Origin of the sequence: Flavobacterium aquidurense (assembly GCF_002217195.1) — a bacterium.
GTDB lineage: Bacteria > Bacteroidota > Bacteroidia > Flavobacteriales > Flavobacteriaceae > Flavobacterium > Flavobacterium frigidimaris.
The window spans coordinates 73,346-90,194 of the sequence record NZ_MUGR01000001.1 but is presented as its reverse complement, the minus strand read 5'-3'; the positions used below and the strand labels follow the sequence as shown (position 1 = coordinate 90,194).

Here is a 16,849-nt window from a genome sequence, read left to right as displayed (position 1 = left end):
ATATTTTTCATTTTTTGATTTGGGATTATTTGATTGTTTCTATAGTTGATCCACAGCTTAACATCTGTGAACCGTAATACGGATTCTTGATGCCGCTTTCTTTGCTGAGCCAATTCGCATCAACCATTGGACAATGATTATAATAAACCGGCTGCGGCTGATCAGCAGTTTTTATAAGATCGTACGTGTTTTTGGAAAGGCTTTTAAAGGATTCCCTTTGCTTTTTTACATCTTGGTTTTCAGAAATATTTGTGGCATCTGAAGCTAAACTTTTCATTGCATTCATCCATGCAGTATGTTCTTTTGGCTTTAGGTTCTCCATTTTAATAGCATTGATTGCAGTAAGGAGCTCTTTAGATTTCAATGCGGCAGTTTTAGCATCTGTTTTCACCAAAGCATCTTTTACATCAAAGTAGCTGTCGAAAATTGCTTTAAAAGGACTGTTTTCTTGTGCATCTGCAGGAACTGCGGCTGTATGCTGTGAATGATCCATTTTACCCATATCCATTTCGGATTTTTTTATTGGAGCCGCCATATTTGTTCTTTCATATTGGCAGCATTGTGGAAGTTTTGCATAGGCGTCACCAGGAGCTAAGAACTGGTCGCTGTCATATCCTGCTAAGGCAATTCTTTTCAGGACTTCATCCTGATTTGTTTTCTTCTCATCATAGGTAATAGCCGCTATTTTGGTGTTTTCATTCCAGTTTACCGAAGCGATATTTTTGATGTTTCCTGCTTTTTCAATAGCAGTTTTGCACATTAAACAATTACCATAAATTTTTGCATTTATGTTTTTTGCATTTTTTATAGGTGCGCCAAACACTATGACTGACAGCAATAGAGTGATTGCCATCAATCCTTTTTGAATTGATTTCATTTTAAAATGTATTTGAAGTGAATATTGCTTTTGAGAAATAATTGCATACAAGAATTGTATAGAGAATTATTCTACAAAAAGCGAAAAATAAAAAAATGAAGCAGTTAGGCTTCCTTTTTTGACACACGTATGGCTGTCAAAAAAGGTATTTAGCTTATTTTAGGGATAAGCCAGATAGTATAGAAACCAGAGAGAATGGAGGTTTCTGAACTGTGGAATTTTTGTTTTTTAGAAAAAACACTTATAGTGATGTTTTTAAAGTCAAGTTGGTTAAAGAAAGTAATTCCTCCGTTACAGATTGAGACACAACCGCATGACTTGTGCCCACATTTATGACCGCAGCAGCCATCATTATTTTTTTTGGAATGACTGCCATCTTTCGAGCAGCAATCATTGTCATGATTTTTGGAAGCTTCTTTAGTATAAGAAATCTTTCCAGAAAGTTTTCCACAAGCAAAAGTAGCCATTGGCATCAAGAAGAAACCTAAGGTAATAATTACTATGATGTGGAATCTTTTCATAAGACATGTAAAATCGTAAACAAAGATAATTATAAAAATATCTCTGTTTATAAATGAAATGTTAAAATTGTTATTTTTTCATAGTTTATTTAGAAATGGATTTTTCTTCCCCTGTTTAATAGTCTGCATTGAAGGCAGTACGCTATTGAACAGTAATTATTTTTTTTTGATTTGAACAATCTAAGAGGAAGATTGCTATAAATCAGCAAGGAAAATTTCAGTGTCTGAAATGTTATAAAGCGGAAAAACCGAAAGTTCTTCGGTTTTTCCGCTTTTAGCATTGTTCTGCTTTCTTCTTTTTCATTCGGGAGCGAATCTGATAAAGGTTTTTTTTCATCAAACTGAAAATAGCTTTATGATGTTTTGAATTGTGATTCCTCAAACCACGGCACTGTGCTATTTCCATTTTAGAAAGAGAAACCTCTATAGTTTCGATTGGTTTGTTGTCAATGCGTGCAGAGAAGAGCAGGGAATCTATCTTTTTGAAATACTCATTGGTAAAAACACAGTGTCTCAGGCTGTCGCCTTCGGTCATAAATTCAGAAACATTCTCCAATACTGAAATAGTAATTCCTGCCCCTGAAAAGCATAACCCGAAAAACTGTTTTTTCTCCTCAGCATACAGACCTTGCGCTTTTTCTATTTCCGCACGCATTTTCACAAGATATTTTTTTCTCAGCAACTGCTGTTTTTTCTCCACCAATCTGTCATGCTCCAAGTGTAAATCAGCAGGACAGACGAGCAGGGCGGAGGTTATGTCTTTTTTAAACCAACGCAAAAGTTCGATATAATCCTCCCAAATTCCAAAATCGGAAACTGTATAATTCTTTTTAAGACATATTTTTACGGCCTGCCAGTTGCGCAGGACATGCTGATGGGGAGATTCAAGGTAATAGCGGAGCCATGAAATCTGCCTAGTTTTCAGCAGAGTTTCAGCACAGTGGTCTTTTAATAATGATGAAAGCAACACCTGAGGTGCTACCTCATAAAAACTTGTCTTAAAGCCATTTCGTTTCAATACGGGAAGCACTTTCAAGCGTGGATAAAACCTGTAGGGGTTGATTCGGTACTTGGGAGAGTCCTGAAAATCCTTTGGGCGGATTTCAAGGGGCGAATAATACTGCCATGCATCGTATGCGTGCGAAAAAACATTTGTACTGCGTGACATGGTGCGCACTTCGCCTTTTGGGTTTATCCAATGCTGCATCACTTCGGTATGGGAATAGGAGGGCAGACAGTTCTTCTTCATCTGTTTGGTCGAACAAATGATGCGCACTATTTGAAAATCCGAAAGACAAGTTACTACTGCGCTGTATTCTATTTCCTTGAAATGCACTTGATTGCAACCGTGCATTTTAAGTTTTCCTTTACAGGCTAAGCAAGCCGTAAATTTCGCAGACTGTTTTTCGGATTCGGGTTTCCAAGCGTTTCCACAGTCCAGACAGTGGAACTTTCCACGTGATAAAACGCCCCATTTCAGAAAAATGGACTGCTCAGCCCAAGAGTACATTTCTGGGGCGATGGGTGCAAGGGATTCGCTTAGTGCGACTATCTGTTTTTCTATGGCTGTACGTGGTTTCATAAGTCAAAAAGCGTTAAGGTTTTCTGTGCAGGTTTTACTGTTGTTTGTACAGGTACAGTTTCGGGTCTTGAGACCTGTGGATTCATTGCAGGAGCAGAGTTGAATAAATCAGCCTTTACGGGCTGATTTACGACCACTTTACAGTTGATAGGTGCAGGCGCACCAATACTGTCATCGCTGTAATATTTGACCGCCATATCAAAGATTTCCTGATTGTCAAAGGCGCACAATCCTGTTTTTTTGACCTCGCCAAAAATGTAACTGCAACAGCTCTCGATGTTTTTGGTTTCTTTGGCAAGGCTTTGGGCAAAGGCTGAATCGCCCTGCGCAGTTGTATTGAGATAATTCTCTATAGCAGTTTTAAAGTCTTCAGATGGTTTCATGATGGAAAAAGTTTGATTAATAGCTATTGTTCAAAGACGTCTCTGTAAATGCCGTAGCAGTACTCCTCAAAGCAGAGCCAGCATAAAAAAGTGTAATGGGGCAGTTTATAGCGGTTGGCAACAGGCTCTCCAAATACTTCTTCCAAATCATTCCTAATTCCTTCCAAATCTTCAAGGTGTTTGATGTAAAAAGCTTTGCAGTCGTTGTGGTAGATAAATTCCCCTATCATACCGCTGATACAGCCCCCTTTCTGTAAGTCTTCGAGGAAAGACTTCAACTGCTGTTTTTTCTTTCCGTTATAGCTATCCAAATGGCTTAAAATGATTTCGTTGAATACATGGCTTACATCGTAGTCCGTATACTCGTTTTTGTCTAAGGCTTTCATAATGTGATTTTTTTGGCGTTTATAAATACAATTAGAACCCTGCCTTAGAAAGGCAGGTCATCAGGCTCTTCTGATGAATTTTGTTTTTTCGGCGTGATAACTGCGCCCGCAGACCCATCCTCTTTTTTGGCAAAAGCCAAAATCTTAAGACTGTTGATGTGAAAGGTCAAAGACCCCATAGCCGAGCCGTCGTGACCGATATAGGTGCTAATCCCCACACGCCCGAACAGCTGAACAAGCGCCCCTTTTTTAAGCCACTGGGCAAGCTTTGCATTGAGCCAATAGGAGCAGTCAATAAAGGTTGTAATGTGTTTGTACTCGGTGCTTCCTTTGGGTTTGTAGCTGTCATTGATGGCAATGGAGAAGTTAACGACCTGTTTTTCATTTCCCACTTTGCGGGCTAGAGCATCTTTTGTAATACGTCCTGTGATTTCCATGATTTTAAATTTTAGCGTTACTGTTGTTTAAAATTTCTTTCTCCCTGCATTCCTAAAAATTGTTTTCAAAAGAAAAAACGGGAAAAAAGAAAGCAAGAATCAAGTGACCGGTTATGAGGATGCGGAGTGCTATAAGTCCCGAAGGGTGGCAAGCGAAAGCGGCGCCATTATGCGCATGCAGCATACGGCGGGCACTATCTTGGCTGCCCTTTTAACCCGTTTTGAATTGAAAATCATAATATGTATACAATGTTTACATATCATAATAAGGCCTGTAATAAATTATCGTTCTTTTTCACTGATTAATTTTTTTTGTAATCCAATTTTGTAGTTTTGTAAGGAGCCAATAATTATATTTGAGTAGCTAAGCACTCCATTTTATTTAACCATTAAATTATAGTCAGTCAATGAGCAACCTGATTAACTGGGAACACCTTAAACCTTACGAGGACGATAAAAAGAAAAGTTTTGAAGAATTATGTTATCAAATTGTCTTTGAATTGTATTCCTCTAAAGCAAGACTAAATTCAATTGATGACAGCGGCGGCGGAGATGGAGTTGAATTCTATCTGGAGTTTGCAAACGGTGATATCTGGGGATGGCAGTGTAAATTTTTCGGACGTTTTAGTGAAAGCGGAAGACAGGAACAGATTAAAAAATCACTGCAGAAAGCTGCTGATGTACATGGCTCCAGATTAAAAAAATGGTTTTTATGCAGTAAGCTTTCCATGACACCTTCGGAGAAATTATGGTTTGATAGTTGCGGGGAACTGAAATACAAAGGAAAACCAGTTTTATCATCTTTATGCAATCCAGAATTGATCCATTGGGGAGACAGTGAAATACTGAATTACTTAAGAAAATATCCTAATGTTCAAAGATATTTTTTTGCCGATAAAATTCTTGATTACGATTGGTTCAAAGAAAAGTTTGATATCGTTAGAGAATCAAGGGTTATTAAATCAAAATATTTAGAGAAACTTCACATTAACGGTTCAGCTGACGAAGAAATTTCAAGGTTTATAGGAGGAAATTCTTTAGCTGAACTCATACTGGATAGGGCTGCTCATCTGGATATCGATAGATTTAAAATTGATTATGAAGACGATATTAAGAAGATCAGGGGGTACGATGTTTCTACTGGTTTTGAGAAGACAGTAAAAAAGATAAGCAAATTTGTACTTGTTGACAGCCACGTAACGTTAATAGAAAGAGGAAATGTACTGCTTAGAGCTGCTGTTATAATTTTACAGGAGAAGGAACGTTACGAACTTAATTCATTGCTTAAAGAGATAGACAATTTTGTACAGGAATTTCAAGTTTATTATAATGAATATTCTATCCTTAGCAGAGATGAAGCTGTTGCGGATATAAGCTGGGATGCTGAGCGTAAAGAATCGGATCACTCAATTAAACAAAAAATACGCGACTGTCGAAACTGTCTGCTGGGGCCGTATTTTACAATTAGAAATTTTGATGCTTACATAAATATCTTTGCGATGCTTCAATCAGTGAATGAAACTGAAACCTATATTTCGGGAAATGCCTCAAAAGGAAAAACCCATCTAGCAGTTGATACGGTGCGCAAGCAGATAGATGGCGGAAAGCCTGCACTTTTTCTTTTTGGCAGCCAGTTCAGGTCTAATCTTCCTGTGAAGGAACAGATGAAACAGCTGCTGGATATTCCAAGTGACTGGAATGTAAAGGATTTTTTTGGAGCACTTGAAATATGTGCACGTGTGCATAAGACTAAACTTGTACTTGCCATTGACGGTCTTAATGAATCGGCTTATTGGAAAGATATTTGGGTATCAGGCATAGAAGAGCTGGCTAACGAAATCAGGCTGAATTTTTCTAATATTCTTTTGATAGCCACCTATCGCAGCTCTTATGAAGAAGTGCTCTTTCCTAAAGGCTATCTGTCCTATCCCGACGGAAAGTGGAGTTTGAAGGTGGAGGTGGATGGCTTTACAAATTACAATGTCAACGAAGCTACGGAAAGATATTTTGATCATTACGGTATTACGCTGCAGAACAATTCAGATAGGATATCCCATTTCACAGAACCTTTATATCTCACAATTTTTTGTGAAGCCAAAAAGGGAGAAACTGTGTCATTTCAAAATGAAGATATGTTTGATATTTTTGAGGAATATCTCCAAAAATGCAATGAAAATATTGTTGGGAGGCTTGGCCGTGAGTTCCGCTACAGTAAATCTTTTACAAAAGATATACTTAATAAAATTTCTGACGTACTTTGGAATAGTGATAAAAGGGATGTACCGCTTCAAGATGTTGTACCTGCTGTTCTTGATACTGAGACCCTACATGCTTTTGAAGGTGAAGATCTACTGATCTTCAGGGATTGGGATGGAAAGGAAGTTGTGGCATTTACCTATGATCTGCTTAACGGTTATCTTATTGCCAAAAGCATTTTAGAAACTGTCAAGGACGGCATTGAAGTTAAGGCTCTTATAAAAAGTGAAAAATTTGCAATTTCACTTCTTGGAGAAAATCGTAAACATGCCCTATATGATGATATTCTGCGTTCCTTCTGCATACTGGCAATCAAGCGTTTTGGACTAGAATCGCTGATCAGTGAATCTTATTCGCTCTCAAAATATACAGTGGAAGCCTTATTTGATTTGAATGCTGATATTATTCTGCCATATGAGACCTTGGCAAAAAAAATGGTTGCCACAGCTTTTCAAGATACTTCGAGAACATGGTCTTTAATCGACCTTTTTGACACTACTGAACTAGTTATCGAGCATCCGCTAAATTTCCTGTTTCTATCCGATCTTCTTCGCTCTATGAATGTAGCCTTTAGAGATATTTACTGGACCGAGAAGTGCAGAGGCAGTTATTATCCTGAGGAAGAAGGGAACTACTACAGTTATATTAATCATATAGAAAAATCAATAAGAGAAAAAGAGGTTATATCGGATCGTGTTCATATTGCTGCTCGAAAGCTGATGTGGATGCTGACAGTTACAAACAGAGATATGCGTGATCATGCTACAAGGGCACTTTATTATTACGGCAGACGATTTCCAATGGAGTTTACCGAACTTGTTTCCTATTCTTTGGCTGTAAACGACCCTTATGTATGGGAAAGAACTCTTGGAGCAATGTATGGAGTGATACTTGCAGAGCATAACAACATGGATCGTAAATTTAAAGAACAGCACTTAAAACCTGTAGGCCAAATGCTGTACAGTCTAATTTTTTCAGAAGATGCACCACATGGGACTACCCATTATCTTGCCCGAAGCTATGCGGCTATGAGCATTGAAACTGCATTGAAATATTTTCCTGATCTGCTTAATGAGTCAGAACAGAATAACATGAGAGCACCTTATAAGACAGGAGGCATAAGAGATTGGGGTGAATTTGATTATGAAAAGCAAAAAGGCAATTTCAATGATCCTATTTATATGGATTTCAGCAACTATACTATCGGGCAGATCGTAGATGACGGAAGGAATTATGATGATCCAGACAGTAAGAAGAAGGTACGCCGACAGATCTACTGGCGTATTTTCCAGCTTGGATGGGATGGGCTGATATTCAAAGAAATGGACAGCAGGATACAAAGAATGGAACATACAAGCAGGGGAACAAGAGCTAAAATAGAACGGTACGGAAAAAAGTATTCATGGATTGCTTTTTATGAGCTTGCCGGCTTAAGGGATGATGAGGGGCTGCTTAAAAACGAATATGGAGATTTCAGGATAATCAATCCTGATATTGATTTGAGTTTTCCTGAAGACTTGAAAGATGATGAATCAAAATTTGTTGATACGGATTATCTCGGTGATAGGAATCGTAGTCTGATGGAGTGGTATAGAAGTGGAGGAGGTGCAGATGTCACAAAATATCTTGAAGTTAAGGGCCTAAACGGAGAACCAGGCGAATGGATCTGTATGGATGGATTCATATCCCAGGAAGATAAAGAAATCCAAAGGGAGCGCTTTATATTCATCAGGGCACTTATAATAAAAAACAAAGATTTGGATGACGCTTTGTTAAGGCTGGATAAGCAGAATTTCAGAGGAAGATGGCTTCCGGAGAAAAGGGAAAACCACGATTGTTTTGCTGGTGAAATGTATCTTTTCGATGGCGCAGTATATGGCAATTATGTTGATTTATCTTTTATTGAAGATACCAAAACGTACACGGTAAAAAAAGATCATCCAGATTATAATCCGCAATTTAATTTTGATACATTCGAGATGGAATATCCTGAAGAAATTGAAGTTACCAAGCAGATAAAAAAGAAGTTTGAAATTCTTCTGCCGGTTATGGAATATGCATTTTCAAGTGATAGCAGCGCAAATAGCTCAGGACATAGAACAGTTATTTCAAAAGAGCTGTTTAAAAAGCTTGAGCTAGTTAATGAACCGGATACATTTAACCTAAAAGACTCTAATAACCGTTTAGCATCACAGGAAATCAATTATAATAAAGACTATAATAACAAATACAATTTGGTTTATATCCGAAAGGATTTGTTAGATAATTTTCTGAATTCTAAGAATTGCACTTTGGTGTGGGGAATCTGGGGAGAACGCAATTTCAGTTTAGGGAATATAAATAATATGCGTGACCTTCATGCTGAAAGCGGATTGAAAAATTTTCCGGTTTTCCAATCACTTGAAATCTATAGGGAATAAGTTTGTTATGAAATAAACGAAAAAAGAAAGCTGGAATAAAGGGCATATCTAGAGGATGCAGAATGTTGTAAAATACAGCAAGGAGGAAAGGGAAGTGAAAACATCAGGAAGATGGGCAGTTTTTAAAGTTTGATGCATTACATAGGCCTTACGGCAATATTTGACAGAATTATTTTCTTCAAAGGCGACTCTATTGATTTATTCAAAATTATTTGTTTGAGTAAAATGATGCATTAGATAATGATTTAAACATTTAATCAACTTGTTTTAATGGTGCTATTTTCTGATAACACTTTTAATGAGTAATTGTCATTTTTTTTAAAATTTTTAAAAGCCAATTTGATAAATTAGGTATATGTACGTGCAAGCAAGTTTTTACTAATTTTTTACTTTTGGATATGCTGAATTTTGTTCTATAATACGGTTTTCCGTAAAGAGGAATTAAAATAATAATTCATATTTGTGTAGACGTTCTGTTTTGCTCAGAATTGTAGTGGAAACAGGTAATTTATAATCTAATCTAGAAATATAAATGTTTATAAGTGAAATAAAATTATGGAATTTTAGAAAGTACGGAACAAAATCTTCTGATTTAAATAGAGAAGCAGACTTAGTGGTTTCATTAAATAAAGGTTTAAATGTTTTAATCGGAGAGAATGATTCTGGTAAATCTACCATTTTAGATGCAATTAAACTGGTTTTAAAAACTCATGCATATGAATGGATAAAGGTTGAGGATAGCGATTTTTATCAAGGGACTGATAAATTAAAAATTGAAATCCATTTTTCCGGTATTTCTGATAAGGAAGGAAAACATTTTATAGAATGGTCTGGCTGGGGAGAAGAAGAAGTAGATATTAACGGTAAAATGGTTAAGCAGATAAGACCAAAACTTATTCTAAATTATCAAGCGGAAGTTAGAGATAATAGAGTAATTCCATCAGATGTGAAAGCGGGAATGGATGGTATAGGTAATTTGCTAAATGCCGAAGCCAGAGAATACTTAAAATGTACATATTTAAAAGCTTTACGAGATGCAGATAGTGAATTGACCGCCAAAAAGAATTCAAGACTTTCTGAAATATTGCAAAAGCATAAACTGTTTTATAAAGAAAAAGGAATTGACCATGAGTTTGAAACTGATTTCAAAGAAATTAATAAGAAGATTGAAAATCGTTTCAAGGGAACAGATAGTGATAAAAAGTATAACTTACAGATAAAGGCAACAATTGATAATTTTTTAGAAAAATTTATTGATGATAAAACTATTTCTTTGTTTTCATTAGGGAAGCCTGAGATTAAGAATATATTAGAGAAACTTAATCTAGGTATTGTAGATAGAAATAATCTTGGCTTAGGGAGTATGAATAGACTTTTTATGGCGGCAGAGTTATTACATTTGAAACGTGAATGGGAGGGTTTGAAATTATGTTTGATTGAAGAACTTGAAGCTCATCTTCATCCACAGGCACAAATGAAAATTATTGAGGCTTTAAGTGAAGAAGCTGATAATGGAATTCAATTTATCTTGACTACTCACAGTCCAAATATAGCGTCAAAGCTTCATTTAAAGTCATTAATAATATGTAAAGATAATACTGTTTTTCCTCTGGCAGATAATTACACTAAGCTAGGAAAAGATAATTATAAGTATTTAGAAAGGTTTTTAGATACTACTAAATCAAATCTGTTTTTTGCAAAAGGAGTCATCTTAGTGGAAGGCTGGTCGGAAGAAATTTTGATACCGGCGCTTGCACAGAAAATGGGATATGACTTGACAGCAAGAGAAGTTTCGGTTGTTAACGTAGCTTCAACTGCTTATTTACATTTTGCGAAAATATTTTTAAGAAAGGATGATAAAGAAATGAAAGTGCCAGTTGCTATTGTAACAGATTTAGATAATAGACCGGATGGAAAAGGAGTTTTCAAGCCTATCAATGAAGAAAATAAAAGAGTGCAAACAAAAAATCAAAATTTAGTTTTATTGAAAAGTGAATTAGAGAAGACCAACATAACTTTGGAGTTGGCAAAAGAATGGACCTTAGAATGGTGTTTGTTTAAATCATCTACTTTATCAGAACTTTTCAAGGAGGCTGTCAGTCTTGTTCATTCGGGAACTGAAGAATTTAGAAAAGATAAAAATGGAATATTTAAGTCTGAATTTCAAGATAAATTAATTTCAAAATTAAAAAAAGAAGATAGTACAAGTGGAATTGAAAAGGTGAAAATTGCATCTGAATTAGCTAATGGAATAATTAAACAAAAACATTTAGCCATTAATGAAACTGACGAATATTTGAAATACTTAATTGACGCTATTAAACATGCATGCAGTTATGGTAAAAGTTAAAGATGAGCATATTAAATTAGCGCAAGATATTTTTATTGATGGTAATGATTTTGATGATGAAGAGAGAATTCCATTTATAAAAAATTTTACTACATGTGATTTACTAGCAGTTCCCGGCAGTGGCAAAACTACAGCTTTAATGGCAAAACTGTATTGTATAGCTCAAAATATGCCTTTTGTAGACGGTTCAGGGATTCTAGTTCTAGCACATACCAATCAAGCCGTATATGAGATTGAAAAAAAACTTAAAAAAGACTGTCATCAACTCTTCGAATATCCCAATTTTATAGGTACTGTGCAAAGTTTTACGAACCGATTTTTAGCAAATCAAGCTTGTTTTGAGAAGTATGGTTCATACATAAGGAAAAATGAAGATGATATTCCTTCAGATAAACTAATTAGTTTATCAAAAAAATTGCCTTTTAAAAATACTTTATATGGTAATTTCTTTAATCAAATATATTCTAGAGAAGCATTAATAAGCACAAATTTATTAATAAACGAACTTCATATTGAAAAGAAAGAGGCTCTTGAGATAATAAAAAATCTTAAATCTATTAATATTTTAACTAATAAAAATGTTCTGATTTATAAAAAATGCAAGGATATTGCGCATAACGATCAAATCTCTGAGGCACTAAAAAGTATAATCGTTAGTGTAAATAAGAAAGCATTAGACTCAGTTAATTTAGAAAAACATTCAAGAGGATTAATTTATAGATTAAATTTTCTTGAAGAAAAGTTTATTTACGAAAATACTTCTTTAGGATTTAATACAGATTCAGGTAAAATTTTACTTGAATTATTTGAAATACTTTATAGAGAAGGTTCTTTGAGATATAAAGATTCATTTTCTTTTGCAGAATGGTATATTCATAAGAACCCTCAGATAAAAGAAATACTTCAATTGCGTTTTAAGTATGTTTTTATAGACGAAATGCAGGATCTAGAAAGATACCAAATTGATTTAATAGACAGCATATTTTTTTCTGAGAGCTCAAATACTGTAATCCAAAGAATTGGGGATATTAATCAATCCATATATAGCTCAGGTAAGATAATAAAAGATAATTGTGATTGGATTCCCAGGAATCCGATTTATTTAACTGGATCTAATCGTTTAACGGAAGAGATAGCCAATATTGTTAATTATTATACATTAGATCCACATACAGATAAAGATGGAACTAAAAAATTTGTTGTTAACGGATTGGCTAAATTAAATACTCCAATCAAACCGCACTTGATAATTTTTAATAACGAATCAAAAGATAAACTTGAAGATAGATTTGCACAGCTAATTAAAGATTTTAAACTTAATGAAACTTCAAGTGCATCAAAGAATGGTTACCATATAATTAGTTGGAGTACAGAATGGAATAATGATGAACAAAATATCGGAAATGAGAAAATTAGACTTAAAGATATTTTTCCAAATTATTCAAAAGAAACAAAGCAAAAGAAAGAAGATTTTGATTCTTTGTATAAGCACTTGACGCTCTTTGACAGAGAAAAGTTAACCATGGAGGCTATAAGAAAATCCATTTTGAATGCATTTTCAAGAATATTAAGGTTAGAAGGAATTTATATTGACTTTGAGAAGAAAAGATATTTTAGAAAGTCTAATATTATAGACTTTATGAAAAGTCAGGGCGATGAATATTATAATAGGTTTAAATCAAATTTATATTTATGGTGCTTTAAAATTGTTTCGAATAATGACATTGATTTAGTGTATCAAGAAATTAAAAAGTTTATAGAATCTGAATTTATAAAATTAAATTGGGATAACTTCGATACTAGTAAGTCAAGATCGATTCTTAAGTCAAAAGAGTTTATTGAAACAAAGCATGTAATTGGGCAGGGTGATTATTTAGTAAAATCTAATAAAAATTCAATTAATGAATTTAATTTGTCTTCAATCCACGCAGTAAAAGGACAGACTCATTGTGCAACAATGTACATTGAATCATCATATCATGAATATGAGACACAAAGGTTAAAGGTTGCTTCAAAATTGGCTACAAAAACTAAAAAAGAAGAATTATTGCCAAATCCATTATTTAATGAGTTTCATTCTTATCGGGTTGGTAAAGATAGCAGAGCTAAACAGGCATTAAAAATGATGTATGTTGGTTTTTCAAGGCCAACTCATTTATTATGCTTTGCAGTTTTAAAGGAAAATATAAAAAATGATATTGATAAAATTAAAGAAGCTGGTTGGGTTATAATCGATGATTTAATTGATATAGATAGAATATGATTGAAAAATTTTGCAGCAGATTGCCAAGAGAAATATCCAATCCGATGTATAATGAATACTATAATAGAATGCGGGAGATTAACTTTATACTCCAGAACAGAGATGCGTATAAAAATCTTATTTCTTTCTCAAAAACCATCGAATTAGTAGTTGCATTGGCAATATTTTATAAAAGGGTAATTTCAAATATGGACGGCGCTGTCAAATTTGCAGGGACTGTTTTCAGGAACAGTGAAGCGGACGCAATAAAAATAGGGACTTATAAATTAACAGAAGCAGAGAAGAATCGTATCGCTGCAATAGTGATAAATTTTAATGTATTGCTGGAAAAATATTCCCTCACACATGATATTTTAACTACTGTAGAAACGAAAGACTTATTGAGAAAAATAAAGAATTTAAAATGGCACCTTGACAACAATGAAGCGAACAATACTCACAATAATGCTGAAGATGATAACAACAAAATAGAATAATGCCAAATCCATTTAAAAAAGTAGAAGATTTTGAGAATGAAATAAATGATTTTTTAAGAAGAAATAAAACTTTCATTTCTAATCAGGGTAGCAGGATAAGTGACTATTTTGAAATGAGCTGTTACAATTATATTGTAAGGTACTACCAGAATCATGGTTTTGAACTTAAAGTAAAAAATCTTATCGCAAGAAAGTTTAAGTATAAACTTTCGCCCAACGGTTATCCCGAAAATTTTTCATTTTTTGAAATATCTTGTCCTGTAGATAATGAAAATTTTCAGATGAAGATTTGTTTTGAAATTCACCATAATTTAACCGTTCAGTCTGGCTTTCAGGATGACATATATCTTACTCCTGATATTTCGGTAATAAATAAAGATTCAATAATTTCAGAGAATGACCATTATCTGGTAAAAAATTCTACAAAGAAGTTTTGTTACGTAGCGAATAAAGATCTCCAGACTTTCTGTGAAGTTAAGAACTTTACTCCTTTTCCAGAACTGCTTTTTAATTTTATAGGACTATTCAACGAACTAAAATCCCATTCACTATCAAAGGGATGGCATATTGAAGCCCCTAAGCATTTGTCGCCTTCTTTAATGATTTCAGGAAAAGGAAATATTCATACAGATAAAATAAAACATAGCCTTGAAAAAAGATACGGTGTTAATTTGTTTTTTGATCTCTTTGAAAACGGGTTAATAAATTTCACTGCGTATAATTCAGTTAATATAAATAAAATAGGATCATTAAACCCTAAAATATTTAGCAGTCTTTCTACTGATGCAGTAATTGATGAAATTGACCTGCCTTTTTAATGTTTTTTTAATTAAACTTATGATTTTGAAAGCTCTTTTAATTTGTTTTTTCTGAAAAAAAAATATAAAATCTTCGTACTTTACTAAACTGAATACGAAAATGTTGTCCAGCAATACCATTAATATAATAATAAGATTCAATTTTATGGAACGAATAATATTTTTTTCAAGAGAAGACCTTGCATCTTATCCCATGATGGGCAAAATAAATGAATTTCTTGAAAATGGAAGACATATTAAATCACTTTATACTATAAATGATGTACTTGAACTTCAGCATATCTGTGAATATATTGATAATGGATTTTTTCATAAAGATTGGGATGATAAGAAGACAGAAATGTACAAAAAACTGATTAAGGAATTTAAAAAGCAAATCAATCTTTATTTTACAGGCCTTACATCAGAATTGATTGTTTCATTTTATGATGATATTAAATATGATTATCATGAATCATTCTGGATGCTTGTTAACAAGTTTAAGATTTATGAAAAAATTACGACAGCTGATCTTCTAACCTTGTTTAAGAAAAGAAGATTTGATATCAATGATATTCTTTACTGTAGCAGAATCGTAGCATTTTTTGAGCCAGAAATAAAAGCTTATCTGCTAGCTGATGAAAAAAATGCTGAAAATCTTTTAAGTTATTACGAACAGGAGCATGACCGTGAGCAGAAGGAAAAATATTTTCCCAAATCCTTCAGTCTTCACGATCGGGAGCTTTTAATAGACAAGTATCTGGATATAGAAGATGTAAATCTAAATTATGTCCGTCTGGTTGAAAGCAGTAAAGATTCTGAATTTCTTAAAATAAGTGACAAATTAAGGCTTAAAGCAAAAAGGCTCTCAAAAAAACTTAATGCTGAACACTTTAAAAAGGCTCATGTTACGACAGTTGCAAAAGGAGCATGTCTTAGCGAAGATCAGCTTGAAATAGAAAAGATAATCATGGAAGGAGAAAGACAGATTTACTCTTACAGTGTTAAGAAATTAAGGGAAAAAACAGGTAAGGAGGATCTTTTCAAGAATTACAGAAACATATTTGGTTTTATTGATTTTCAGGGGTGTATTGATATGGTAATTAAATCGTCAAGAATTGATACATTCGATAGGATTTTTATGAAATCTAAAAATGAATTTCTAATAAGTTTTGATTTTCGTGATAGAACATTAACAGGAGAATTGAAATTTGAGCTTTATAGATATTTCTTGGAATCCATTGATATACGTATAGAAGATGTTCTTCAATACTTTGTAAATGATTATCTTAATTCAAAGTTTGAAGTGGATACTTTTAGATTATACCTTCCCAATTCAATAAGCACTCCACTGGAAAAGATCAGGTTGATAGTGCCTGAGTTTGAGTCTTTAATTGAGCAATACCGGTTGTTTGTTCTTGAAGGTAGTATTGACTATGAGCTTTTACAGGTTACTACCAAAACTTCTGGTTTTGAAAAGATACCTTCGCGGGTAAAGAAAAAATATGTATACCCTGAAGGAAATGAATATTCAAAACTTAGAAATTATTTTTTTAATACAAGCAGTATTCTTTTTGATTATCAAAAATATGGTAAAAAATACAGCTGTTTCTATGAATTGATTATTTCAGAAAATATGATGATAAAAAATTTTGACAGTTATGAAAAAGAAGTTATAGATAAATTCATTGCTGATGACTATCTGATAGCTGATTTAAATGGTGTGGTAAAACCTAAAAATTACACTTTTTTTATTGTTCTAGGAATTCTGGACAATAACGATGTTATAAACTATTATCACTTTCCTGATTATATCAGAAAAGAAATAGATAGAATGGAAAAGCTAAAAATTGTTGCTTTTTCTGGAGCATTATTCACTAAAGCTGAGCGTGATTTTTTCAATTACTATTTAAATAACCGGTTCTCTAATGGTCTTTGGCTTCGAAATAAGTATGTACATGCGACAAACAGCCATGATGAGGAGGAGCAAAAAAATGACTATCGCATACTGCTTAAATTAATGGTTTTGCTCATTTTAAAAATAGAAGATGATTTAAGGGTCGAAGCGCATGCAAAAACTTTGAACCTGATAAATGCTTAA

Annotated in this window: 12 protein-coding genes; 6 read left to right on the top strand and 6 right to left on the bottom strand. The window is 33.7% G+C overall.

Annotated elements, in window-relative coordinates:
• Positions 1–25: 25 nt before the first annotated feature.
• The 6 genes from B0A67_RS00380 to B0A67_RS00355 all read right to left on the bottom strand — a co-directional run bounded on the left by B0A67_RS00380 (position 26) and on the right by B0A67_RS00355 (position 4,186).
• Positions 26–877 carry a DUF3347 domain-containing protein gene (locus B0A67_RS00380; RefSeq protein ID WP_008463764.1) on the bottom strand — a complete coding sequence of 284 codons (852 nt, stop codon included), beginning with the start codon at positions 875–877 and terminating at the stop codon, positions 26–28.
• 149 nt (positions 878–1,026) lie between these two features.
• Positions 1,027–1,398, bottom strand: coding sequence for a hypothetical protein (locus B0A67_RS24755; RefSeq protein WP_035690951.1), 372 nt, complete (start codon positions 1,396–1,398; stop codon positions 1,027–1,029).
• Positions 1,399–1,672: 274 nt separating this feature from the next.
• Positions 1,673–2,980, bottom strand: coding sequence for a PcfJ domain-containing protein (locus B0A67_RS00370; protein WP_072953507.1), 1,308 nt, complete (start codon positions 2,978–2,980; stop codon positions 1,673–1,675).
• Positions 2,977–3,363, bottom strand: a complete 387-nt coding sequence (locus B0A67_RS00365) for a PcfK-like family protein (protein ID WP_072953505.1) — start codon at positions 3,361–3,363, stop codon at positions 2,977–2,979. The genes B0A67_RS00370 and B0A67_RS00365 overlap by 4 nt, the downstream gene beginning before the upstream one ends.
• Positions 3,364–3,386: 23 nt before the next feature.
• A complete protein-coding gene (locus tag B0A67_RS00360; RefSeq protein ID WP_072953503.1) occupies positions 3,387–3,749 on the bottom strand; it encodes a DUF7222 domain-containing protein in 363 nt (120 codons plus the stop codon).
• 44 nt (positions 3,750–3,793) lie between these two features.
• Positions 3,794–4,186 carry a single-stranded DNA-binding protein gene (locus tag B0A67_RS00355; RefSeq protein ID WP_072953501.1) on the bottom strand — a complete coding sequence of 131 codons (393 nt, stop codon included), beginning with the start codon at positions 4,184–4,186 and terminating at the stop codon, positions 3,794–3,796.
• Positions 4,187–4,593: 407 nt separating this feature from the next.
• Here B0A67_RS00355 and B0A67_RS00350 point away from each other — a divergent pair, with 407 nt between their 5' ends.
• The 6 genes from B0A67_RS00350 to B0A67_RS00325 all read left to right on the top strand — a co-directional run bounded on the left by B0A67_RS00350 (position 4,594) and on the right by B0A67_RS00325 (position 16,849).
• Positions 4,594–8,862 (top strand): hypothetical protein, encoded by a 4,269-nt coding sequence (locus B0A67_RS00350; protein WP_072953499.1) that lies wholly within the window; start codon positions 4,594–4,596, stop codon positions 8,860–8,862.
• 532 nt (positions 8,863–9,394) lie between these two features.
• Positions 9,395–11,212 (top strand): ATP-dependent nuclease, encoded by a 1,818-nt coding sequence (locus B0A67_RS00345; RefSeq protein ID WP_072953496.1) that lies wholly within the window; start codon positions 9,395–9,397, stop codon positions 11,210–11,212.
• The gene (locus B0A67_RS00340; protein ID WP_207557284.1) at positions 11,199–13,475 is read left to right on the top strand and encodes a UvrD-helicase domain-containing protein; all 2,277 of its coding nucleotides are present in this window, start codon (positions 11,199–11,201) and stop codon (positions 13,473–13,475) included. The genes B0A67_RS00345 and B0A67_RS00340 overlap by 14 nt, the downstream gene beginning before the upstream one ends.
• Positions 13,472–13,951: a hypothetical protein gene (locus B0A67_RS00335; RefSeq protein ID WP_072953492.1), complete on the top strand. Its 480-nt coding sequence runs from the start codon at positions 13,472–13,474 to the stop codon at positions 13,949–13,951. Before B0A67_RS00340 ends, B0A67_RS00335 begins: the two co-directional genes overlap by 4 nt.
• Positions 13,951–14,769, top strand: a complete 819-nt coding sequence (locus B0A67_RS00330; RefSeq protein WP_072953490.1) for a hypothetical protein — start codon at positions 13,951–13,953, stop codon at positions 14,767–14,769. The genes B0A67_RS00335 and B0A67_RS00330 overlap by 1 nt, the downstream gene beginning before the upstream one ends.
• 145 nt (positions 14,770–14,914) lie before the next feature.
• Complete coding sequence (locus B0A67_RS00325; RefSeq protein ID WP_123887307.1) at positions 14,915–16,849, top strand: hypothetical protein; 1,935 nt, start codon at positions 14,915–14,917, stop codon at positions 16,847–16,849.